The 22145-nt window shown below is 70.6% G+C and carries 23 protein-coding genes; 10 read left to right on the top strand and 13 right to left on the bottom strand.

Annotated features, from left to right (window positions below; translation table 11 throughout):
- Position 1: 1 nt before the first annotated feature.
- A complete protein-coding gene (locus IEY63_RS05350; RefSeq protein WP_189067870.1) occupies positions 2-634 on the bottom strand; it encodes a phospholipase A2 in 633 nt (210 codons plus the stop codon).
- Positions 635-739: 105 nt separating this feature from the next.
- Between IEY63_RS05350 and IEY63_RS05345 the strand changes: the two genes are divergently transcribed.
- From IEY63_RS05345 to IEY63_RS05330, 4 genes are all read left to right on the top strand, one after another.
- On the top strand, positions 740-1339 hold the full coding sequence (locus tag IEY63_RS05345) for a TetR/AcrR family transcriptional regulator (RefSeq protein ID WP_189067869.1): 600 nt from the start codon (positions 740-742) through the stop codon (positions 1337-1339).
- 179 nt (positions 1340-1518) lie between these two features.
- A complete protein-coding gene (locus IEY63_RS05340; protein ID WP_189067868.1) occupies positions 1519-2289 on the top strand; it encodes a TerC family protein in 771 nt (256 codons plus the stop codon).
- A 76-nt stretch (positions 2290-2365) separates the two neighbouring features.
- Complete coding sequence (locus IEY63_RS05335; protein ID WP_189067867.1) at positions 2366-2848, top strand: hypothetical protein; 483 nt, start codon at positions 2366-2368, stop codon at positions 2846-2848.
- 315 nt (positions 2849-3163) lie between these two features.
- Positions 3164-4474 (top strand): LysM peptidoglycan-binding domain-containing protein, encoded by a 1311-nt coding sequence (locus IEY63_RS05330; RefSeq protein WP_189067866.1) that lies wholly within the window; start codon positions 3164-3166, stop codon positions 4472-4474.
- Between the two features lie 5 nt (positions 4475-4479).
- Here the strand turns inward: IEY63_RS05330 and IEY63_RS05325 are convergent, their stop codons facing one another.
- On the bottom strand, positions 4480-5271 hold the full coding sequence (locus IEY63_RS05325) for a group III truncated hemoglobin (protein ID WP_189067865.1): 792 nt from the start codon (positions 5269-5271) through the stop codon (positions 4480-4482).
- Positions 5272-5332: 61 nt separating this feature from the next.
- Between IEY63_RS05325 and dusA the strand changes: the two genes are divergently transcribed.
- Positions 5333-6370 (top strand): tRNA dihydrouridine(20/20a) synthase DusA, encoded by a 1038-nt coding sequence (gene dusA / locus IEY63_RS05320; protein WP_189067864.1) that lies wholly within the window; start codon positions 5333-5335, stop codon positions 6368-6370.
- 2 nt (positions 6371-6372) lie between these two features.
- Here dusA and apaG read toward each other — a convergent pair whose 3' ends face one another.
- The gene (apaG, locus tag IEY63_RS05315; protein ID WP_189067863.1) at positions 6373-6771 is read right to left on the bottom strand and encodes a Co2+/Mg2+ efflux facilitator ApaG/CorD; all 399 of its coding nucleotides are present in this window, start codon (positions 6769-6771) and stop codon (positions 6373-6375) included.
- A 52-nt stretch (positions 6772-6823) separates the two neighbouring features.
- On the opposite strand from apaG, the gene IEY63_RS05310 reads away from it, so the two are divergent.
- Positions 6824-7876 carry a M42 family metallopeptidase gene (locus tag IEY63_RS05310; protein WP_229784495.1) on the top strand — a complete coding sequence of 351 codons (1053 nt, stop codon included), beginning with the start codon at positions 6824-6826 and terminating at the stop codon, positions 7874-7876.
- Positions 7877-7936: 60 nt separating this feature from the next.
- Here IEY63_RS05310 and IEY63_RS05305 read toward each other — a convergent pair whose 3' ends face one another.
- Both IEY63_RS05305 and IEY63_RS05300 read right to left on the bottom strand, forming a co-directional pair.
- Positions 7937-8527, bottom strand: a complete 591-nt coding sequence (locus tag IEY63_RS05305; protein ID WP_189067861.1) for a desiccation-associated late embryogenesis abundant protein — start codon at positions 8525-8527, stop codon at positions 7937-7939.
- Positions 8528-8609: 82 nt separating this feature from the next.
- Positions 8610-8975: a hypothetical protein gene (locus IEY63_RS05300; protein WP_189067860.1), complete on the bottom strand. Its 366-nt coding sequence runs from the start codon at positions 8973-8975 to the stop codon at positions 8610-8612.
- Positions 8976-9074: 99 nt separating this feature from the next.
- Here IEY63_RS05300 and IEY63_RS05295 point away from each other — a divergent pair, with 99 nt between their 5' ends.
- A complete protein-coding gene (locus IEY63_RS05295) occupies positions 9075-10046 on the top strand; it encodes a DUF1517 domain-containing protein (protein ID WP_189067859.1) in 972 nt (323 codons plus the stop codon).
- Between the two features lie 67 nt (positions 10047-10113).
- Positions 10114-10440: an HNH endonuclease gene (locus IEY63_RS05290; protein WP_189067858.1), complete on the top strand. Its 327-nt coding sequence runs from the start codon at positions 10114-10116 to the stop codon at positions 10438-10440.
- A gap of 100 nt (positions 10441-10540) precedes the next feature.
- On the opposite strand, the gene IEY63_RS05285 is transcribed toward IEY63_RS05290, so the two are convergent.
- From IEY63_RS05285 to IEY63_RS05275, 3 genes are all read right to left on the bottom strand, one after another.
- Positions 10541-11248 carry a c-type cytochrome gene (locus IEY63_RS05285; RefSeq protein ID WP_189067857.1) on the bottom strand — a complete coding sequence of 236 codons (708 nt, stop codon included), beginning with the start codon at positions 11246-11248 and terminating at the stop codon, positions 10541-10543.
- An 85-nt stretch (positions 11249-11333) separates the two neighbouring features.
- The gene (locus IEY63_RS05280; RefSeq protein WP_189067856.1) at positions 11334-12158 is read right to left on the bottom strand and encodes a phosphatase PAP2 family protein; all 825 of its coding nucleotides are present in this window, start codon (positions 12156-12158) and stop codon (positions 11334-11336) included.
- Between the two features lie 60 nt (positions 12159-12218).
- Positions 12219-12695, bottom strand: coding sequence for a hypothetical protein (locus IEY63_RS05275; RefSeq protein WP_189067855.1), 477 nt, complete (start codon positions 12693-12695; stop codon positions 12219-12221).
- Positions 12696-12769: 74 nt separating this feature from the next.
- Between IEY63_RS05275 and IEY63_RS05270 the strand changes: the two genes are divergently transcribed.
- The gene (locus IEY63_RS05270) at positions 12770-14344 is read left to right on the top strand and encodes an ABC transporter ATP-binding protein (protein WP_189067854.1); all 1575 of its coding nucleotides are present in this window, start codon (positions 12770-12772) and stop codon (positions 14342-14344) included.
- Positions 14345-14420: 76 nt separating this feature from the next.
- Here IEY63_RS05270 and IEY63_RS05265 read toward each other — a convergent pair whose 3' ends face one another.
- From IEY63_RS05265 to glgP, 3 genes are all read right to left on the bottom strand, one after another.
- On the bottom strand, positions 14421-15254 hold the full coding sequence (locus IEY63_RS05265; protein WP_189068082.1) for an EamA family transporter: 834 nt from the start codon (positions 15252-15254) through the stop codon (positions 14421-14423).
- A 259-nt stretch (positions 15255-15513) separates the two neighbouring features.
- Positions 15514-15888: a carboxymuconolactone decarboxylase family protein gene (locus IEY63_RS05260; protein ID WP_189067853.1), complete on the bottom strand. Its 375-nt coding sequence runs from the start codon at positions 15886-15888 to the stop codon at positions 15514-15516.
- A gap of 112 nt (positions 15889-16000) precedes the next feature.
- Complete coding sequence (gene glgP, locus IEY63_RS05255) at positions 16001-18517, bottom strand: alpha-glucan family phosphorylase (protein ID WP_189067852.1); 2517 nt, start codon at positions 18515-18517, stop codon at positions 16001-16003.
- 106 nt (positions 18518-18623) lie between these two features.
- On the opposite strand from glgP, the gene IEY63_RS05250 reads away from it, so the two are divergent.
- The gene (locus IEY63_RS05250) at positions 18624-19100 is read left to right on the top strand and encodes a hypothetical protein (RefSeq protein ID WP_189067851.1); all 477 of its coding nucleotides are present in this window, start codon (positions 18624-18626) and stop codon (positions 19098-19100) included.
- Positions 19101-19433: 333 nt separating this feature from the next.
- On the opposite strand, the gene IEY63_RS05245 is transcribed toward IEY63_RS05250, so the two are convergent.
- Together IEY63_RS05245 and IEY63_RS05240 are read right to left on the bottom strand one after the other, a co-directional pair.
- Positions 19434-21212, bottom strand: coding sequence for a GAF domain-containing sensor histidine kinase (locus IEY63_RS05245; protein ID WP_189067850.1), 1779 nt, complete (start codon positions 21210-21212; stop codon positions 19434-19436).
- Positions 21213-21291: 79 nt separating this feature from the next.
- The gene (locus IEY63_RS05240; protein WP_189067849.1) at positions 21292-22062 is read right to left on the bottom strand and encodes an RNA methyltransferase; all 771 of its coding nucleotides are present in this window, start codon (positions 22060-22062) and stop codon (positions 21292-21294) included.
- Positions 22063-22145: the final 83 nt, after the last annotated feature.

The raw sequence follows: 22145 nt of genomic DNA, 5'->3' as shown, positions 1-22145 counted from the left end.
GTTAGAAGCTGCTGCTGCCGCCCATGCGGACGCCCTGGTAGTAGGCGTACGCGGCGCTGTAGCACGCGGGGCGGGCGTACCAGCTCTTGGCGGCGCAGATGGCTTTCATGTTCGTGTAGAACACGTCGTCGCTGGTGGCGCGGTTGGCGTCGGTGCGCTCGTACACCTTCAGGTTGCGGTACGCGAAGTCGTGCACGTTGCACGCGGGCCGGAAGTCCTCGCGGTAGCCCAGGCCCAGACCGTCGGGGGCGCTGCATCCGTCACGGGTCCAGTCCAGGCCGGTGTACGGGAGGCCGGTGCCGGCGTACGCGCCGTACTGCGCGTTGTAGTTGCTGACGGTGCCCCACCCGGTGCGTTTGACGTAGTTCAGGCGGTCACTGGCGTAGTCCTGCGCGCCCAGCTGCGGCACGCTGGGGTAGGACAGGACCGTGGTGCGCTCGCCGTACGCTTCCTGCAACGCGGCGGTCAGGCCGGGGTCGTTGCCGTACCGGGCCAGGATGGCCTGGCTGCCCGGGTCCTGCAACTCGGGGCGGGCGGCGTAGTCGCTGCTGGGCGCGGGCGGGGTCTGCTGGGAGCAGGCGGCCAGGGCGAGCGGCAGGGCAAGGGTCAGGGCGGCGGAAAGAAGTGGGCGCATGTGAGGTCTCCTCCGTGAACTGGGCGTTGGGTTGTGTGACGCTTTTCACTCTACGCTGTTCTGTCAGGGTGGTGCCAGCCCTGCGCCCGGCTATCATGATCGGCAATGACGGTTCCTCCTGTGTCTTCCCCCGCTGTGCCTGATACGACCCGCGCCCGCATTCAGCAGGAGGCGGCGCGGCTGTTCGTAAAGAGCGGCTATCACGGGGTCAGCATGCGTGAGGTGGCCGAGGCGGTCGGGGTGACCAAGCCCGCTCTGTATCACCACTACGCGGACAAGGAGGCGCTGTTCCTGGCGATGCTGGAGGGGACCCTGGCGGGCCTGAGTCGTCTGATCATGGCGGCGAACTCGCAGGTCGGGATCCGCCTTCAACTGGACACGCTGGTGTACGAGCTGGTGGCCAGCGCGCCCGAGCAGCGCGTGGGATTGCAGCTGGCGAGTGAACTGCGGCACGTGAGCGCGGAGCGGCGCGCGGCGTTTGAGCAGGAGTACCGCCGCGTGTGGGTGGGCGGCCTGTCCCGTCTGTTCGAGGAGGGCGCGGCGCGGGGTGAGCTGCGGGGGGACCTGCCGCCGGGCATGCTGGCGCGGGCGTTCCTGGCGATCACGTATCCACTGGTGACGGGCGCGCCGTCTGCGGATCCTCAGGGCACGGCGCGGGCGCTGCTGGCCGTGTTCCTGGACGGCGCGACGCCCCGCAGCAGCTGAGGGCTGGCCCGCGCCCTTCATGAAGAACCTTCATGTAAGGTTCACGATTCGTGGTCCACTTCTCCCGGAGCATGGAGCCTGGCGCGCCGCACGGGCGCGGTTTCGGGTTTCTCCACCCCCATCGGCATCCTGGACGTGCGTGGCAGCGTCCGCTTTCTGACTACGGGAGTGACAATTCAATGGAATCACTGTTCGGCTGGATCACGCAGCCGGAAGCGTGGCTGGCGTTCGCAACGCTGCTGCTTCTGGAAATCGTTCTCGGGATCGACAACGTCATCTTCATCTCGATCCTGGCGGGCAAACTGCCCCCCGCGCAGCAGCAGCGCGCCCGCACGGTTGGCCTGCTCGCCGCCATGATCATGCGCCTGGGCCTGCTCTTCTCCATCACCTGGATCTACCGCCTGAAAGACGACCTGTTCACCCTGTTCGGGCAGGGCTTCTCCGGACGGGACCTGATCCTCATCTTCGGCGGCCTGTTCCTGCTGTACAAGGCCGTCAAGGAAATGCACGAGCAGCTCGAAGGGCCCGACGATCACGGCGCCCCCACCGCCGGGAAGGTCGCGGGCGCGAACTTCGCGGCGATCATCGGGCAAATCATGATCCTGGACATCGTGTTCAGCCTCGACAGCGTCATCACGGCCGTGGGCATGGCCGACGACCTGGGCGTCATGGTGGCGGCCGTCGTCGTGACCGTGCTGATCATGCTGGTCGCCGCGCGCCCCATCGGGGACTTCGTGCAGGCGCACCCCACCGTGAAGATGCTCGCCCTGGCGTTCCTGCTGCTGATCGGCGTGAACCTCATCGCGGACGGCTTCGGCTTCAAGATCCCCAAGGGCTACACGTACTTCGCCATGGGCTTCGCCATTGCCGTGGAAATGCTGAACCTGCGCGTCCGCCGCGGCAAGGCCGTGCAGCTGCACGACACCGGTCGCGCTCCCGACGCCGGCTGATCCCCTCATCCGCTGCCCCGCCCGTCACCATTCGGGCGGGGCTTTTTCGGCCCGGTGAATGCTCTACGCTGCGGGTATGGAGTTCCTGCGCCTCATTCACAATGTCCGGTTCGACACGCCTCTGGGCATCCTGCTGTCCAATCCGCTGGTCGCGGCCAGCCTGGTGCTGTTCGTGTGGAGCCTCGCGCCGGCCATCAAGGGCACCGTGGGGCGCGGCTTCCTGATATGGCTGCGCGTGACCTGGGCCGCGTTTCTGCTTCCGGCCGTGACGGGCGTCCTCCTGGCCCTGGGGGGCGAGAAGGTCGCCAGCGCCACCGACGCCGGCAAGGGCCTCACCCGCTACGGGCTGCCCGTGGATCCCAGCCGCAACTGGGAACACTGGATGTACGTGGCGTTCGTGCTGGGCAGCCTGTACCTGATCGAGATCCTGATCACCGAGCGGCTGACCCCGCGCCGCATCGGCCTGCGCTTCCTGCCGCTCGTGACCTTCTTCATGTACGGCTGCGCCTTCATGATCGGTCGGGTCGCCGTGTTCCCCGGCAGCACCCCCGGCACCTAACCGCAGGGCAGGTGGACCCACCAGACGAAGAAGCAGGTTCCGTCATCCAGCCCCGCGAAGCCTGGCGGGGCTGCCCTTTTGGTCATCCCTGGCCCCCGCTTCTGCGGATGCCTGGGCCCAGCCGACCTCCTGAATAGCGCCTGATGGCCGCATTCTCATGGGAACTCACACACCGGTGGGCCCATCAGAAACGCGTCGGGCTTTTCATGTCATAACTGAGGGCACCGGACGGGCTGTGGGACAGCGTCCGGGCATGAACGTCACGTCAGCTTCAGTTCACGACCCGGGAGGGCAACTGTGATCAGGTGTGACCCCATGCGGCGACTGTTTTTCTCTCTCCTGCTGGCCAGTCTGGGCTCCGCCGCGCTGGCGGTCCCGGCCAGCGTGAAGGTCAAGAGTGGCGACACGCTCTTCCGCATCTCCACCCGCACCGGCGTCAGTGTGGCGGACATCAAACGCATGAACGGCCTGACCAGCACGACCATCCGGGTCGGTCAGGTCCTCCGGCTCGTGGGGGCAGCCGCGCCCGCCCGCCCCGCCAGCGGTCAGGGCGCGTACACCGTCAAGAAGGGCGACACGCTCAGCGCCATTGCCGCCCGGTACGGCGTGACCGTCTCGGCCCTCCAGGCGGGCAACAGCCTGAAGGGGACGGCGCTGGCCGTCGGGCAGCGCCTCAAGATCCCCGCGCGGGGCCGCGCTCCGGCCACCCCACCTCGTCCTACCACCGAGGTGCGGGTCGTGTACCGCTACGTCTGGGTAGGCGTGAAGGACACCCCACAGACCCTGGCCGCCCGCTACCGCCTGAGCGTGGACGACCTGCGCCGCCTGAACGGCCTGAGCAGCTTCAAGCACATCGTACCCGGCAAGAAACTGCTGGTCCCGTCCCGGGTGCCCGTTCCGATTCCCCCGAAGCCGCAGCGGGACCCGGTGACGTTCAAGCGCCTCCAACCTCTGAACGTGCCGGTGCAGATCGCGAACGTGGACCTGCGCTGGCGCAGCACCCTGGTCGCCCCGGTGCTGCCCGGGCGGGCACTGGTGTTCAACTCCGGCGCGCGGGTGGGTGAACTGGCGCGCCGCAGCGGCGCGCGCGTCCTCGTGAACGGCAGTTACTTTCACCCGCAGTCCTTCGCGCCCGCGGGGGACATCGTCATGCAGGGGCGGCTCCTCACCTGGGGCCGCATCCCGCAGGCGCTGGCAATCACGCCCGACAACCGCGCCGCGATCCGCCCCAGCGCCACCGCCCTGCTGGGCCGCCCGCTGGACACCACCTGGACCGGCATGGAAACCGTGATCGCCACCGGCCCGCGCATCCTCAGCGGCGGGCAGGTCGTCACGCGCTACAGCACCGCGTTCCGCGACCCGGCGCTGTTCGGGCGCGCCGCGCGCAGCGCCGTGGGCCTCGTCAGCAACCGCGACCTCGTGCTCGTCAGCACGCACGCGAAACTCACCACCACCGAGATGGGCAAACTGCTGCTGCGCCTGGGCGTCCGCGACGCCCTGCTGCTCGACGGGGGCAGCAGCGCCGGCATCGCCTGGAACGGCCACGCGGTCCTGGACAGCGTGCGGCGCGTCAGCTACGGCATCGGTGTGTTCACGAACTACACGGGCCGCCGCTACGCCCGCTGAGGCGCTCAGTGGCGCCGTGGACCCAGCCGGGCGCCCATCGCCCCGGCCCGCCGCGTGAGCAGGTCCGCCGCAGGCGGGGGCAGAAGATCGTGCGCGGTGGCCGACCACAGCGCCAGCCACGCCTGCAGGTGCTCGCCGCGTACGCCCAGCCCCGCGTGCGCGGCGTTCAGGTTCCCGCGCCAGCGGGTCAGATCTCGGCCGCCCAGCATCGTCGCCCAGAAGGCCGTGACGCGCGCGAGGTGCGCAGGCCAGTCCTGCACATGAGCCTCGAACACTGGACCCAGCAGTGGGTCGCGGCGGGCCCGGGCGTAGAACTCGGTCACGACTGCCTCCAGTGCGGGCAGGCCCCCGACCTCCTCCAGCGGAGAGCCGGGCGTGCGGTCCGCCCAGCCGGGCAGGGCCGCCAGGAACTCAGTCCGCACCCGCTCGGGGAGTTCCGGGTCCGCCCAGGCGACCGCCCGCCCCTGCGTCCAGTGCAGGGGTACGTCGCCCCTCCAGGCGTGTGGGGAAGCGCCGCGTGGCAGGGCCGCCCGCTCCGCTCCCGCAGCCCCGTGTACCCGGGCGCCCAGCGCGCGGCCCAGCAGCGCCGCGCCCGTGCCCCAGCCCAGGACCGGCACGCCACGCCGCAGCGCCGCCGTCACGTCGGTAAGCAGGGCCCAGCGCTGCGGCTGATCCCGCAGGTCCGCGACCGGGCCGCCGTCGTGCGGCAACAGCACGCCCGCCGCGCCCGCCAGGGTCGCCGGGTCCAGCGGCTGCACGTCCGGCCAGCCGGGCAGGGGAGAGGCGCTGAGCAGCATGCGCCGCAGGATACCCGCCTCACGATTCGGTGCGGGGGGCGCGGCGTACACTGACGGGCTGATGAGTGCTCCCGCCCGCCCCGCACAGACCCGCCCGCCGCACACGCTGTCGGTCGCGCCGATGATGGACTGGACCGACCGGCACTGCCGCGTCTTCCACCGCACCCTGACCCGCCGCACCCTGCTGTACACCGAGATGGTCACGACCGGCGCGATCCTGCACGGCGACCGCGACCGGCACCTCGCGTTCGACACGGGCGAGCACCCGGTCGCCCTGCAACTCGGCGGCAGTGACGCCGCGGCCCTGGCGGAGTGCGCCCGCATCGCGCAGGACTACGGGTACGACGAGGTGAACCTGAACTGCGGCTGCCCCAGTGACCGCGTGAGCAGCGGCTCGTTCGGCGCGTGCCTGATGGGCACCCCGGACGTCGTGGCGCGCGCCGTGGGCGCCATGCGCGCCGCCACGACCCTGCCCGTGACCGTCAAGCACCGCATCGGCATTGACGACCTCGACAGCTACGAACACCTGACCGGTTTCGTCCGGACCGTGGAGGCCGCCGGGTGCGGCACCTTCATCGTGCACGCCCGCAAGGCCTGGCTGTCGGGCCTGTCCCCCAGGGAAAACCGTGAGATTCCGCCGCTGCGGCACGAGGTGGTGCGCCAGCTGAAAGCCGACTTCCCGCACCTGACGGTCGTGCTCAACGGCGGGGTGCTCACGCTGGACGCCGCGCAGGACGCGTTGGGCTGGGCGGACGGCGTCATGATCGGCCGCGCCGCGTACCAGGACCCGTTCATCCTGGCCCGCGCGGATGCGGACATCTTCGGAGAGAACACCCCGCCCGTCACGCGCCGAGGGGCCATCGAGGCGTACCTGCCCTACGTCGCCGCGCAGCTTCAGGCCGGGCAGCCGCTGAACCGCATGATGAAACACACCCTGGGCCTCTTCGCCGGGCAGCCCGGCGCGCGCCACTGGAAACGTACCATCAGCGAACAGGGCCACAAGCCCGGCGCGGGCCTGGAGGTCGTGCAGGCCGCCCTGGCCGGCGTGCCGGACGCCGTGCTCGACGAGCGGCCCGGCGGGGCCGGCGTTCTGGTCTGACCTCAGTTCAGCAGGCGGGCGCCCGGTTCACTCAGCCCGAACGCCGGGATCGGTACCTGCACCCGCGCGCCCCAGGCGTCCTGCATGACGTAGTGCCCGCTCATGTGCCCGGGCGCGGCCTCCAGCGTCACGAACGAGTCGTACGTGAACGACCCGCCGGGCGGCAGGACCGGCTGCTCACCCACGACACCCTCGCCGTCCACGCTCACCTCGCGCCCCAGCCCGTCCACGATGTCCCAGTGGCGCGCCAGCAGCTTCCACGTCTGATCGCTGCGGTTCTCGATGTGAATGACGTACGCGAACACCAGCCGCCCGGGCTGGCTGTGAGCCGCCAGGAACAGCACCTCGGCGCGCACCTGAATGTCTGGCGGGGGAAGCAGAGTGGGGGAAGAGTCCGGCATGACCATCCGCATTCTGGCGGATGCGGGGCCTGCGGGCTCTAGACTCGCGGACGTGACCAGTCTCAACCGGGAATTTCTGTTCAAGCTTCTGGACGCCGCCGCCCCCAGCGGCCTGGAACGCCGCGCCGCCGACGTGTGGCTCGCCGAGGCCGACGCTTTCGCACGCACGCACGAGGACCACTACGGCAACGTGTACGCCGAGGTCGGCCCCGAGGACGCGCCCGCCATTGCCCTGATGGGCCACCTGGACGAGATCGGCCTGATCGTCTCGCACATCGGGGACGAGGGCTTCCTGAGTGTCCTGCCGGTTGGCGGCTGGGACCCGCAGGTGCTCGTGGGGCAGCGCATCCGCGTGCTCGCGCCCGGCGGCGACCTGATCGGCGTGATCGGCAAGAAGGCCATTCACGTCATGGAAGCAGAGGAGCGCACCAAGGCGAGCAAGATCGAGGACCTCTGGATTGACCTGGGCCTCAGCCCGGACGAGGTCAAGGAGCAGGTGCCGGTCGGCACGTACGCCGTGATCGAGCAGGGCCCCATCATGGTCGGCACGCGCGTCGTGGGCCGCGCGCTGGACAACCGCGTGGGCGCGTTCATCGTGCTAGAAGCGCTGCGGGCCGTCGCCGACAAGAACCTCCCGTACCGCGTGGTGGCCGTGGGCACCAGCCAGGAGGAGATAGGCTGCTTCGGCGCGCAACTCGGCGGGTACCACCTGAACCCCGTGGCGGGCGTCGCCGTGGACGTCACGCACGAGACCAAGCAGCCCGGCGTGAGCGAGAAGAAGTACGGCGTGGTGCCCTTCGGGTCCGGCGCGAACCTGACCGTCAGCCCGATGGTCAGCCCCGTCCTGACCCGCCAGATGACCGACGCAGGCCGCGAGGCGGGCGTGCCCTTCACGCTGAGCGCCTCGGGCCGCTACTCCGGCACGGACGCCGACGCCCTGACCCTGGTGCGCGCGGGCGTACCCACCGCGGTGGTCAGCATCCCCAACCGCTACATGCACTCGCCCAGCGAGATGGTCGATGAGCGCGACGTGCAGGCCTGTACGGACATCATCGCCGCGTGGCTGGAACACCTGCCGCAGGGCGCGGACTTCACCCGCCGCTGAGCCCAGAACAGGAGCGTGCCCCGCCAGTCACTGGCGGGGCGCGCTCCTGTTCTGGGCAGCTCAGGAGTTCTTGACGTCGCGGGCGGCGCCCTTCACGTCGTTCGCGGTCTTCTGCGCGTCCGCCTTCACGTCCGCGACCTTCGCCTGAGTCTCCGCCTTGACCTCGGCGGCCTTCTCCTGGGCCGCTGCCTTCACGTCCCCCGCCTTGTCCTGCGCGGCCGCTTTCAAGTCACCCGCCTTGTCCTGAGCGGCGGCCTTCACGTCTGAAGCCTTGTCGCTGGCGGTGCCCGCCACGTCCTTGGCGGCGTCCCCGGCCTTCGCGGCGGCGCCCTGCACGGCATCTTTCACGTCCCCGGCCACCTCCTTGGCCTTGTCCGCGGCGGCCTGCGCGCCCCCGGCGGCGGCGTCCTTCACCTCGCCGGCCTTGTCGGCAATGACGGCCCCGGCGTCCTTGGCGGCCTCCTTGGTCTTCTCCCAGCCCTTGGTGACGCTGGAACCCACGTCATGCGCGGCGTCCTTCAGGCCCAGTTCGGCCAGCTTGGCGTCCAGCGCCCGGCGGTTCTGCTCACGGCTGAAGTAGTACGCCCCCGCGCCCACCAGGGCGCCCAGGAGCAGCAGTCGTTTCACGGGAAAATGACGGTCGCTTTTCATGAGAGTCAGCCTACGCCCCCCTCATCTGTGCAGGATGAGCGGCGATTTACACGGCGTTCAGGGCTTCCTGATGCAGCGCCGATCAGGCCGGAAGCAGACCCAGGCGCCGCGCCAGCCCCTCACCCAGAATCCACTCCTCCGGCTCGTCGTAACCATCCACCTGCACGAGCACGCAGCCGCGCTCCAGGTAGAACGCCGTGATCTTCGCCCAGGCGGCCTCCTCATCGGGCGCTGACTCCTCCAGGTCTTCCAGGGTGCCCCACAGGTCACCGTCCACCTCGGCGCTGCGCAGCGCCTCGGCGTGACCACTCATCACCCAGGTGTCCACCACCTCATCCCGGGCGTAGGTTTCGCCGTCCTGGCGCAGGTCCAGGCGGTCATCTCGTTCGTACAGGCCCGCCAGGAAAGCCTCCCAGGCGTCAGCAGTCAGGGTGATCACACGCTTCATCCCCGCAGTGTAGCCCCCGGCCTGCCCGGCCCCGGGCGTGAAGGAAGCGTGCAGGGCCGCTGCTGGAACGGGCGGCCCGCGCGCCCCGTAGACTGACGCATGACCCGAGCCCACCCCGGCGCAGCTCCGCGCCGCCTGCTGCTGCTGGCGGCCCTGCTGCTCGTCCTGACCACGCTGCTCGCCTCCGTTGCCCACGCGCAGTCCGGCGGGGGCTTCGGGGGCCGCAGTTCCGGCAGCTCCGGCAGTTCCCGCTCCGGCGGCGGGTACAGCGGCGGCAGCTCCTCCCGCGGCGGCAGTTACGGCGGTGGCTACGGCGGCGGGTACAGCGGTCCGATCATCATCAACAACGGCGGCTACGGTGGCGGGTATGGGTACAGCACCGGCGGCGGCGGCTTCGGCCTGATAGGACTGATCATCTTCGGCGTGGTGATCTTCGCCGTCGTGATGACCATGCGCCGCAGCCTGGGGGGCGGCGTGCGCGGCCTGAGCAGCGTCAGCGGCACCGCCCAGGCCGTCAGCGTGCAGCTGCTTCTCGCCGAGGGCGACGAGGTCAAGCGGGCCCTGCAACGCGTCGCGCAGACCGGCGACCCCGACACGAACGAGGGCCTGGCCCGCATGCTCCAGGAGGCCGCGCTGGTCGCGCTGCGCCACCCCGAGCGCTGGGTGTACGGCAACGTGCAGCGCGCCCAGGGCTCGGCCAGCACCGCCGACAGTCAGGTGGGCGCCTGGGCCACCGAGGCCCGCGCCGCCTTCACCGAGCAGACCACCAGCAACTACCAGAACCAGGACCCCAGCAGCGGCTACCAGAGCCGCAGCGACTACACCTTCAAGGCCGACCCCAGCCAGCAGTACCTGGCCGTGACGATCATGGCCGCTGCCCACGCCCTGGCGGGCCTGCCGCCCGCTGGCGTGACTACCGCTCAGGAAGCCCGCGCCGCCCTGAGTGCCATCAGCAGCGTCGCTCCGGGCGACCTGATCCGCGCGGACGTCGTCTGGAGCCCCGACGCGCCCGGCGAATTCCTCACCGAGGACGAGGCCATCCAGAAGTACCCGAACCTGACCCGCCTGTAAGCCCCCGGCAGGATTGCGACCCCCCGCGCAGAAGTGTGCGGGGGGTCGCGCCTATCCTGGGCGCCTGATGGCCCGCCGCCAGCCCGAGTCCACGTGGCCCCCGCCGCCCCAGCCCACGCCCACGTGCGCGCTGTGCGAGCGGGCGGTGCCGCAGCTGACCGAGCACCACCTGCTGCCCCGCTCGCAGGGGCGCCGCCAGGGCCTGCGTGTCACGGACCTGCCCACCACGATGCTGTGCGGCCCCTGCCACAAGTTCCTGCACCGCACCTTCACGAATGCCGAACTGGCCCGCGAGTACAGCGACCTGGACACCCTGCGCACCCACGAGGACGTGCAGCGTTTCGTGAGCTGGATCCGCCGGCAACCCGCCACGAAAGCCGTCCGCGTCCGCTGACGGCGCGGGCGCAGGGGTCCGGGGGTCAGGCCAACCGGTCCCCGTTCAGGCGCACAGCAGGCGCCCCCTGGCTGACCAGGGGGCGCGGGACAGGGGCGCCTTACTTCAGGGTGCTCACGAACGTCGCGACGGCCTGCATGTCCGCCTCGGACAGCGGCTTGACCGCGATGCGCATGGCGTCCGGGTACGCGATCCCCACGGCCGGCATGACGTGGTAGGTCTTCAGCGTCGCCAGCACCTCCTGCGCGCTGCGGCCCGCGATGGCCGGAATGCCCACCGCGTCCGCCCCGCGGCCGTCCTCGCCGTGGCACACGGCGCAGGCCAGCAGGTCACGGGCCGGGTCGCCCTCCAGGTACATCATCTGTCCGTCCGGCGCGGCCTTCGCAGCCGGGGTCGGCGCTGCGGGGGTCGCGGCAGCTGGCTCCGCAGGAGTTGGGGTGGCCGCTGCGGGTGGTGTGGCTGCGGCGCTGGCGGGCGTCCCGGCGTAGAACGCGGCGACATCCACGATGTCCTGGTCACTCAGGCGCGCGGCAACGCCCGGCATCGGACCGCCCCGGCGCGCGCCGCTGCGGTAGGCGACCAGCGCCTCCTGAATCAGCGCGGCCGACTCGCCCTTCAGGACGGGGGCGCGGCTGGTGGGGCTGTGACAGGTCGCGCAGGTCTCCGCGAGGACCGCCCCGTGGGCCAGATCGGGCGGACCCGCCACCAGGGCCGCACTGAGCCCAGCTGACCCCTGTGCCAGGGCGGCGGCGCCCGCCAGGAGGGGCGCGGCGAAGAGAATCAGGGCGGGCAGGGCACGGTGGTTCATGGGGCCTCCACAGGGGACGGGGGCGGGGGCAGGAGGAACGGGAAGGCAACGCAGCCAGACGTCACGGACTGAACTGAACTGGAGGTCAGTGTACGGCCTGCGCCGCGCCCTGCGGCGTCACGGGCTGCGCGGGCAGCCAGCGCCGCAGCGCCAGGGGGACGCCCTCGGCGGCCACCAGCACCAGCAGCGCGTACCGCAGCGTCCGCACCACACCCAGGTCCTTCAGTTCATGCGGCAGGGCAGCCAGCGCGAAGTAAACCGCGAACACCATGATCAGGCCCAGCGCGGCCACGATCAGGCGGCCCGCCCAGTCCCGGGGCGGCGAGAACGTGGGCCGCGCCGCCCAGAAGCCCGCCAGCAGGCCCAGGCCCGTGCCGAACTCACGTGGAGCGCCCGCCGGAATGAACGCCGCGGCAAGCAGCAGCGCCGCCGGAACGCCCCAGCGGAGCAGGCCCGCCTGCGGGAAGTGCACCCGCGCCGCGAGCAGCGCAAAGACAGCGCCCAGCAGCAGCCCCACCGCGATATCACTGGGGTAGTGCACGTGCAGCAGCAGCCGCGACGCGCAGATCAGCGCCACCAGCAGCGCGGCGAACACCGTGAAGCCCGTGGACCGCAACTGCGCCGCGATGCCCAGCCACAGCGTCGCGCTCATCTGCGCGTGCCCGCTCGGCAGACCCGGACCGCCCGCCGTGGCGCGCGCGGCTTCGGACGCCAGCGACGGGTCGTTCGTGAAGGGCCTGGGCAGGTTCAGACCGTACTTCAGTGCGGAGTTCAGCAGGTAACTCAGCGCGAACGCCACGCCCAGCTCCCGGCCCCCCTGCGGCCGCACCAACCACGTGAACAGCGCCAGCACCACGATGAAGACCTCGTCACGACCCAGGTTCGTGATCATCAACCACAACGTTTCCATGTACTTCTCATCATGCCTCATCCGGAAGGGGACCGTGGTGGCCGCCGGCCGCTACCCAGGTCAGTGAGGCGGCGCCAGTGAATCGGCTGTCACGGTCGTCGGATCGGGAAAGGTCCTCAGGTACCGCTGGGCCCGTGCCCACACGTCCCCCGGGTAAGCCCAGGGCGGCCGGTGCTGCTGGCCCGCGCAGAACTCGGCCAGTGGCACGCTGATCTCCTGAACCTCCCCCTGCCAGCCGGGCTGCATCGACCGCAGGGCTAGCGTATGTAGCCGCAGCAGCTCGGCCTCTGATACGAACCCCTGGGCGTCAAAGGCCAGCTGCCCGTCCGTGACGTACACGTGCGCCCCCCGGAAGCCCGGCGCGGGCCGGATGAAGCGGGGCCAGAACCCCGAGCGCGGGTACCGCTCCAGGAACGCGAACGCCAGCACGTGACACGCGCCCGCTGCGAAGAACGGCAGGTCCGCCCGGGCCCAGCTCAGGGCAAGGTCGTGCGCCTCGGCTGGGGTGCGCATCAGGGCCGTGATGGGCTGCCGCATGCGCACAGCCTAGCGGTTTGCGCCGCCCCCGCAGGGTCTGTCCAGACGAGCCCGTGAAGGCTAGACTGAATGTTATGACTGTTCCACAGGCCGACGTTCTGCGCGCGGTTCAGCACAACTCCCCGAACGCGCTGGAGTTGCGCGGCATCACCAAACGCTTCCCCCTCGTGCTCGCCAACGACAACATCTCCATGCAGGTCCGCTGGGGCAGCGTGCACGCCCTGTGCGGCGAGAACGGCGCGGGCAAGAGCACCCTGATGAAGATCGTGTACGGCATCCAGCCCCCCACCAGCGGCGAGATCGTCGTGGACGGCGAGGTCGTGAACCTCAGCGACCCCAGCGAGGCCATCAAGCGCGGCATCGGCATGGTCTTCCAGCACTTCATGCTCGTCGAGACGCTGACCGTCACCGAGAACGTCATCCTGGGCATGGAACCCACCAGCGGCGGCTCCATCAACTACGCCGCGGCCCGCAAGCGCGTCGCGGAACTCATCAAGCAGTTCAACTTCGCCCTGAACCCCGACGCCATCGTGGGGGAGCTGCCCGTCGGTCTCCAGCAGAAAGTCGAGATTCTCAAGACCCTCTACCGCGGCGCGCGCATCCTGATTCTCGACGAGCCCACCGCCGTCCTGACGCCCAGCGAGACGGACGAACTGTTCGACTTCCTAGTCAACCAGTACGCCAAGAGCGGCAACGCCGTCGTGTTCATCAGCCACAAGCTGCATGAGGTGCTCCAGATCAGCGACACCATCAGCGTCATCCGGGACGGCCGCATGATCGGCACGATCCCCACCCAGGGCGCCACGACCGAGATCCTCGCCCGCATGATGGTCGGCCGCGACGTGACCCTGAAGGTCAACAAGGCGCCCGCCACGCCCGGACAGGTCGCGCTGGACGTGCAAAACGTCATCGTCAAGGGCGAGCACCGCAACGCCGTGGACGGCGTGAGCTTCCAGGTGCGCGCCGGTGAGATCGTCGGCATTGCGGGCGTTGAGGGCAACGGTCAGAGCGAACTGGTCGAGGCCATCACCGGCCTCCACCCGTACCAGGGGCAGATCACGTACCTGGGAAAAAGCGCCCGCGGTGTGCGCGACGTCGAGGCCAGCGGCCTGTCCCACGTGCCCGAGGACCGCAACGAGCGCGGCCTGGTGCTCGAGATGAGCACCGCCGAGAACTTCATCCTGGGCGAGCATGACCGCGCGCCCTTCGCCGGCCCCATGGGCCTGCTGAAGCAGGACGTCATCGAGGAAAACGCCCGCGCCCTGAGCGAGCAGTACGACGTTCGCCCCCGCAGCGCCACGCTGCCCGCCGGGAGCTACTCCGGCGGGAACGCGCAGAAGATCATCGTGGCCCGCGAGATGCGCAAGGGCCCCAAGATCCTCGTGGCCAGCCAGCCCACCCGCGGCGTGGACATCGGCGCGATCGAGTTCATTCACGCCCGCATCGTCGAGGCGCGCGACCAGGGCCTGGCCGTGCTGCTCGTCAGCGCCGACCTGGGTGAGGTCATGAGTCTCGCCGACCGGATTCTGGTCATGTACGAGGGCAAGGTCGTGGGCGAGGTGAACGCCGCGAACGCCACCGAGACCCAGCTGGGCCTCCTGATGACCGGCAGCGGTCAGGACACCACTACCACCAAAGCCGGCTGGTAAGGACGCGGCGGGCAGATCCGCCGCACGTCAGACAGGCCCGCGCAGCGTCCCCGTTGGCGGGCCTGCGCCTGTTCCCCTAGTTCACGGGCTCAGGTTCGCTGTGCGCGCTGGCCCGGCCGGTCAGGTTGATGCCCGCACTGGCGGCGATCACGCAGGCCATCGCGGCCCACTGCACGGCACTCAGGCGCTCGCCCAGGAACAGCAGGCCGCTCAGGGCCGCTAGGGCCGGCTCGACGCTCATCATCACCCCGAAGATCCGGGCGGGAATGGCGCGCAGGGCCCGCATCTCCAGGGTGTACGGCAGGGCGCTCGACAGCACCGCCACGCCCAGCCCCAGCAGCAACGCGTGCGGCGCCAGGAGGGCCGGACCCGCCTGAATCACCCCAAAGGGCACGGTCACCAGCGCGGCCACCAGCATGCCCGCGACCACACCGGTCGTCCCGGGCACCCGCCGGCCCACTGCGCCCCCCGCCAGGATGTACAGCGCCCACATGCCGCCCGCCACGAGCGCCAGCACGATCCCCATGACCGGTGCGTTCGTGGCCCCGCCGCTGCCGAGGGGCGAGATGAGCACGATGCCCAGCCCGGCCAGCGCCACCCACGCCACGTCCAGCGGGCGACGCGACAGCGCCAGTGACAGCAGCAGCGGCCCCACGAACTCCAGCGTGACCGCCAGCCCCAGCGGCAGCAGCCGCAGCGACTCGTAGAACGCGAGGTTCATCAGGCCCAGCGCCGCGCCGTACGGCAGGATCGCGCGCCACTGCACCCACGTCAGGCGGTGCAGGGCGGGGCGGAACACCAGCATCAGCAGCGCCGCGGCCAGCGCCACGCGGACCGTGGTCGTCCCGGCCGGGCCCAGCGTGGGAAACAGCGTCTTCGCGAAGGCCGCGCCACCCTGAATGCTCAGCATGGCCAGCAGCAGGGACGGCACGGGCGGCAGGCTGAACCGGCCTGCGGGTGCGGTGCTGGTCAACGCCGTTCAACCCGGGCAGAGACGAGCGGACACTGGACGGGTCCCCGGCGGGGCGTCCACGCGCCGGCGCGGTGCCGGCAGGTGAACGCCGCAGCCGGCAGCCGGAGGACAGGGCGGGGCAGAACGCAGGACATGGCGGGCATTAGAGCACTCCCCGCGGGTGTGGCGGGCGCGGGTGTCTGCTCCGCCGGAATGCTTAGTCCCGCTCCTCCAGCACCCGCCTGGCAATGGTGAATCCGCTCAGGCCCGCCGGGACGCCCGCGTAGATCGCCACCTGATGCAGCACGTCGCTCAGGTCCCGTTCGCTCACGCCGGTGTTGCGGGTGGCGCGGACGTGCCCCTCGAACTCCCGCTCGCGGCCCAGCGCGGCCAGGATGCCCAGCGTGACCATGTGCCGCTCCCGGTCGGTTAGGTTTCCGCGGCCCCACGCGGCGCCCCAGGCGTACTCGGTGAGAAAGCGCTGGTAGTCCGCGCCGAACGCTTCGGGATCCCCACTGAACGCCCGGTCCACGTACTCCTGCCCCATGACCTGCGCGCGTTTGCGTTTCCCACGCTCCAGTTGCTCGCTCATGCCTGAGCGTACCGGGCGCCGCTGCGGCGGGGCTGTCACCGCGTCAGGGAGCGTGCAGACAGCGAAAAACCCCCTCCCGGTCGGGGAGGGGGAAACGAAGGTCAGGAGGGGTTCAGGCCCACTTGATCAGGCCCGCTTCCAGGTCGTTGCTCAGGCCGTCCAGGACGGGCACCATGCGCACGCCGACCGAGTACAGGCCGCTGTCCTTCAGGGGCAGGTCGGCGCTGTACGTGCCGCCGCCGCGGCTGGTCAGGGGCACGCGGGTCAGGTGGCCGCCGCGGTTCAGCACGGCCTCGACGCGCAGTTCGTCCAGGTTGATCCCGGCCGGGTTCACCTGCGCGCTCACGGGGACGGTCTGGCCGGGGTGGGCGGTGGCGGGCAGCTGCGCCTGGGCAGTCAGGGTGGTGTAGGGCCACTGCTGGCGGACCCAGCCCTTCCACGCGGCGATCTCGCGGGCGCGGGTGCTGTTCCCACTGGCCAGTTTCGCGCCGCGCTCCCCGATGGGCTGGTAGTACTTCTGCACGTAGTCAATCACCTGACGCTGCATGGAGAAGCGCGGGCTGACCGTCTGGATGGCGCGGCGCACCGTGGACGCCCAGCTGGGCTGGCCGCTCAGGCCGCCGTAGTAGCGGGGGGTGATGTCGGTTTCCAGCGTGTGGTACATGCTGAAGGCGTCCGCGTCGTCCTGGACGTTCAGGTCGGCGTACTCGCGTTCCTCGCCGATGGGCCAGCCGTTCGTGCCGTCGTAGCCTTCACGCCACCAGCCGTCGAGGATGGACAGGTTGGGGCTGCCGTTGAAGCTGGCCTTCATGCCGCTGGTGCCGGAGGCCTCCAGGGGGCGGCGGGGGTTGTTCAGCCAGATGTCCACGCCCTGCACGAGGTGACGGGCGACGTGCATGTCGTAGTTTTCCAGGATGACGATCTTGCCGCGGAACTCGGGTTCCTGGCTGATCTTGTAGATCTCCTGGATGAAGGACTTGCCGGGGTTGTCGGCCGGGTGGGCCTTCCCGGCGAACACGAACTGCACGGGCCGCTCGGGGTGGTTCACGATGCGGCTCAGGCGGGCCTTGTCGCGGAACAGCAGCGTGGCGCGCTTGTACGTCGCGAAGCGGCGCGCGAAGCCGATGGTCAGGGTGTTTTCGTCGAGCAGGGTGTCGGTGGCGGCCACGTCGGCGGCGGACGCCCCGTTGCGGAGCATCTGCTCGCGCATGCGGCCGCGCACGAAGGTGATCATGTCGCGCTTCATGTCGCGCTGCACGTCCTGCAGCTGCTGGTCGGTCAGCTTCTCCACGGCCGTCCACATCTGCTCGTCTTCCAGCCGCTCGGTCCAGTCGACGGGCAAGACGGTGCCCAGCAGGTCCCGCATGGCCTGGCTGGTGAACGTGAGGTTGTGCGCGCCGTTCGTGACGTGCCCGATCGGCACCTCCTCGGTTTCCGCGCCGGGGTACAGGAATTTCCACATGTCGCGGCTGACCTCGCCGTGCAGTTCGGACACGCCGTTCGCCGCGCGGCTCATGTTCAGCGCGAACACCGTCATGGAGAAGGTGGGCACCGGGTGGCCGTCCCACATCTGCTCGTGCTCGGCGAGCCGGTACAGCTCGTCGCGGCTGGTGGCGAGCTGCGCGGGCCACGCGCCGATGTAGCGGTCCATCAGGTCGTACGCGAAGGCGTCGTTCCCGGCGGCGACGGGCGTATGCGTGGTGAACAGCGTCGAGCTGGCCACCGTTTCCAGGGCGGTCTTGAAGTCCAGGCCGCGCGCTACGTACTCGCGGGTGCGTTCCAGACCCAGCAGCGCGGCGTGGCCCTCGTTCATGTGGTACACGTCGCCGGGGACGTTCAGGACGCGCAGCGCGCGGATGCCCGCGACGCCCAGCAGGACGTACTGCTGCACGCGCAGTTCCTGGTTGCCGCCGTACAGGCGGGCCGTGAGCTTGCGGTCGTCCTCGCTGTTCTCGGGGACGTTCGTGTCGAGCAGCAACACCTTGATGCGGCCCACGTTCAGGTTCCAGATGCGGACGTGCACGTCGCGCTCGCCGATGCGGACCTTCACGCGCGCCTCCTCACCCTTCTCGGTCAGGGCCGGCGTGATGGGCAGGGTGGTCAGGTCAAGTTCGTCGTACGCCTCGTTCTGCCAGCCGTCCTTGTCGAACAGCTGCCGGAAGTAGCCCTGGTGGAACAGCATGCCGACTGCCGTGAAGGGAATCCCGAGGTCCGAGGCGCTCTTGCAATGGTCGCCCGCCAGGACGCCCAGGCCGCCGGAGTAGATGGGCAGGGACTCGTGGAAGGCGTACTCCATGCTGAAGTACGCGACCGGCTTCATGCTGGCGGCGTTCTTCGCGGCCCAGGTGTCCTGCTTGCCCATGTAGGCGTCGAAGTCGGCCATGACCTTCGCGTAGCGCGCGAGGTATGCGGGGTCGGCGGCGGCCTGTTCCAGGCGGGCCTGGGGCACCTCGAGCAGCTGACGGACCGGATTGTGTTGGAAGCGCTCCCAATTTGGGGCGTCAAGTTCCTCGTACAGCGCCTGAGCGTGCGGCGTCCACGACCAGTAGAGGTTGTAAGCCAGCTCAGACAGCCGCGCGATGCTGGGCGGCAGCTGAGGCAGCACAGTGACTTTCCCAATGACGTTCATACCCGATGAGCTTACACTAAGCCGCTCAAACCCTGCCTTCATCGGTTCCCGCCGCCCCCACCCCGCCACGGCCTACCTGTCCAGACAGTCCACCCCCCGGAGACCCATGACGCCCGACCCCGCCGCCCCTGACCCCCACGCCGCCCTGATGACCGAAGGCGACCGCCTCGCCCGGCAACTCACGCACACCCTGCGCGTCACCACCCACGACCCCGAACGCCTGACCCTGCTGGGCCGCAGCCTCGCCCTGAACCTCGTGAAGGCCTTCCAGCAGACCCTGGAACACGTCACCCGCCACGCCGGGCACCCCGTCCACGCCACCCTGACCTGCGACGCGCACGGCCACGCCACCCTCCGCCTGACCCGCAGCGGCGACGGCGCCGTCACGCACCTGCCCGCCGCCGACCTGCTGCGCGACCTGCTGTGGCCCCGCGGGCACCTGCACCCCGCCATCCAGGACCACCTTCAGGGCGCCCTGGGCGGCAGCGAACACCACGCCACCCGCGCCCTGGTGAACGCCCTGCGCCACCCCAGCGTCCTGAAAGGCATGGAAACGAAGATCCGCGCCGCGCTGCCCGGCTGACCTACCCCGGAATGAGCCCCGTGCAGCCGTCTGATACGGAGCCCAGGCGCGCAGCCCGTCGAGCCGTACCTGCCGCTCCATCCGGGAGGCTGCACGGCAGGGTGGCCCGGCTGACCTCGGCCCCTGTCGTCGTGACTTACGTGAACGCCCTGTTGCGTCGCTGCGCGCACTAGGGCAGGCAGGTGCACGGCCAGGTGACCGCCAGGACCGAAAACTCCGGCCCGGTCGGCGCGCAAGGAGCAGAGCTGCACAGCGGAGCAGCTACTCCATGCTGGAATTCATCCAGCAGACCTGCTGATCCATGCGCTGACCGCGGCACGTGCCCTTGACCGGTCAGCCCTGCGGGAGTTCCGCCTCGACCAGCGTGCCGTGCCCCGGACTGGACAGCACGCGGTACAGCCCGCCGCGCGCCTCGATCCGTTCACGCATCTGCAGGAGGCCCAGGCCGCCCGCGCTGCTCACGCGGCCCGTGATGGTTTCCGGGTCGAAGCCCGCGCCGTCGTCCTGCACACGCAGCGTCACCTGCTCCGCGCCGTGCAGCGTCACCTTGACCTCCTGCGCGCGGGCGTGCTTGGCGACGTTGTTCAGGCTCTCCTGCAGGATGCGGAACACGACCGCCTCGTCCCCCGGTGCGAGGTGCACGTCCCCACTGACGTTCAGGTTCACGCGCAGGTTGTTCTGCTCGCCGAAATCCAGCACGTACCGCCGCACGGTCTCCAGCAGGCCGTAGCGTTCCAGGTCAATGGGGCGCAGCGCGAAGATCGAGCGGCGCACCTCGCGGATCTGCTCGCGCAGTAGCGTCGTCGCGGCGCGCACCTCCGCCTCGGCCTTCGCGGGGTCCGAGTGCAGCTGGCGGGCCACGAGGTCCAGCTTCAGCGCCGCGAAGGCCAGGGACTGCGCCACCCCGTCGTGGATTTCCCGGGCAATGCGGGCGCGCTCGTCACTGATCGCCAGTTCCTCCGAGTACAGGTACGCCCGCGCGTTGCGGACCGCCAGTGTTGCCTGACCCGCCATCAGGCCCAGCAGCGACACCCGCGCGTCATCGAAGGCGTTCGGGTCCGGGTCGCCCAGCAGCAGCACGCCCACCAGGCCCTCCTCGTCCCGCATGGGCAGGCCCAGCACGCTGCGCGCCTCCGGGAAGACCTCCCCGGCCTCTGCTTCCGCGGCCTTCAGGGGCGCCTCGGCCTGCGCGACCCGCTGCGCGAACGCCGGGGCGACCCCGCCTCGCCGCTCGCCGTGCGCGTCCTGCGCGTACTCCAGGCGCAGCACGCCGTCCTGGTCACTCAGGACCACCGCGCGCGCGCCCGCGCCCACGCGGCCCGCCATGGCGTGCGTCACGCGGCCCAGCAGGCGGCGCATGTTCCGCTCCGCGCGGATGCTCTGATCCACCGAGTACAGCGTCATCAGGTCCAGCGTCCGCTGCCGCACCGCCTCCACGCCGCGCGCCACCTCCGCTGCCAGCGCCTGCGCCAGGGCCTCCGCGTCCGCCGGGGGAGCCTCCTGAAAGTGCAGCGCCAGCGCCCCGCCGCCCGGCACCGGCACCTTCAGCGGGTGCAGCGGCCCCGCCGGTTCAGCCCCGTCGGCGCGGGCTGTGCCACTCAGGCCGCCCGGTACGGTCAGCGTGGCCCGCTGCGCGCCCGTCACGCGGACCGCGCCGCGCGCCGCGACGTCCAGTACCGCGCCCATGTCCGCCGCGTCCGACAGGTCGCGCATGAGTTCCTGCACCGCGCCTAGCCGCGCGTGCGACACCCGCAGCTCACCGTACAGGTCCAGCAGCTGCCGTTCGGCCCGCTCACGCGCGCGGGTGCCCTCCGCGATCCATTCCACGCTGAAGTACGTCACGGCCGGCCCCACCAGTCCGTAGAACAGCAGGTGCGCCCAGAGTTCCTGCGTGGGACTGCGCAGCAGCGAGATCAGGAACTCCACCACCCCGACCACCAGCACGATCAGCGGCGGTAGCACGTTGCGCACGACCCGCACGCGGTCCGACAGGCGGAAACTGCGCGGCCCGCGCCCCCGCACCGGGGTGTCCTCCAGCGCGTCCGGGGCGGGGGAGAGGTCGGGGGTCAGGGCGTCAGGAGTGGGCTGGCGCGGCGCAGGAGCGTCCGTCATGCCCCCAGTCTAGGCCCGGGGGGCCGGGCCGCCCGTCCCGCGCGGGCAGAAGGCGGTGCGACCAGCGGGACCACGCACCTCAGTCTTCGAGTTGTTCGTCGCCCGCCGGTGCGCCCGCCACCGGAGCGGTCCTGGGTTCGGTCGTGCCGCGCGCCGCGGCGTCGTCGACCTTCCACTGCACCTGCCGCAGCAGGCCGCGGAACAGGCGGCTCTCGGCGCTGCTCATCAGCGCGCGGTCCAGCACCGCCCGCCACAGCCGCAGCGTGTGCCGCGCGCGCACCGCGTCCGTGTACCCGATCAGGGTCATCGTCTCGCGCAGGTGCCCGTACAGGGCCTCCATCTCCTCACGCGTGGCCGTCTTGCGCTGCCGCTCGGGCAGATCCTCCTGCCCCTGCAGGAACTCGTAGCACACCAGCAGCACCGCCTGCGCGAGGTTCAAGCTCGCGTAATCCCCGGTCGGGATGCGCACCGCCACCTGACACTGCTCCAGGTCACTGTTGATCAGCCCCGTCTCCTCCGGCCCGAACACCAGCGCGGGCGCGGCCGCCGCGCGCACCAGCGGGCGAACGTACGCCGGATGCTGCGGCGGGGCCAGATCCGCCCGCAGGCGCGCCGTGGTGCCCACGCTCAGGTCCCGGTCGGCCAGCGCCTCACGCAGCGTCGGGTACACCTTCGCCCCACGCAGCAGATCCGCGGCGTGCACCGCCATGGCCACCGCGCCGGAATCCAGGTGATCGCAGCGCGGCGCGACCAGCCGCAGGTCCCGCGCGCCCATGTTTAGCATGGCGCGCGCCGCCGACCCGATATTGCCCGGAGTTTTGGGGGACACAAGCACAACCGCGAGATTCACACCCCCGATGGTACCTCAGGGGGTGTGAGACGTGGAGCGTGCGCCACAGGAGAAGAGGGCTGCGCCTACCTCCCGAACTCTCC

It is taken from the genome of Deinococcus radiotolerans (genome assembly GCF_014647435.1).
GTDB classification, from domain to species: domain Bacteria; phylum Deinococcota; class Deinococci; order Deinococcales; family Deinococcaceae; genus Deinococcus; species Deinococcus radiotolerans.
The sequence above is the reverse complement of the archived record's forward strand: the minus strand, read 5'-3'. Positions and strand labels throughout refer to the sequence as shown.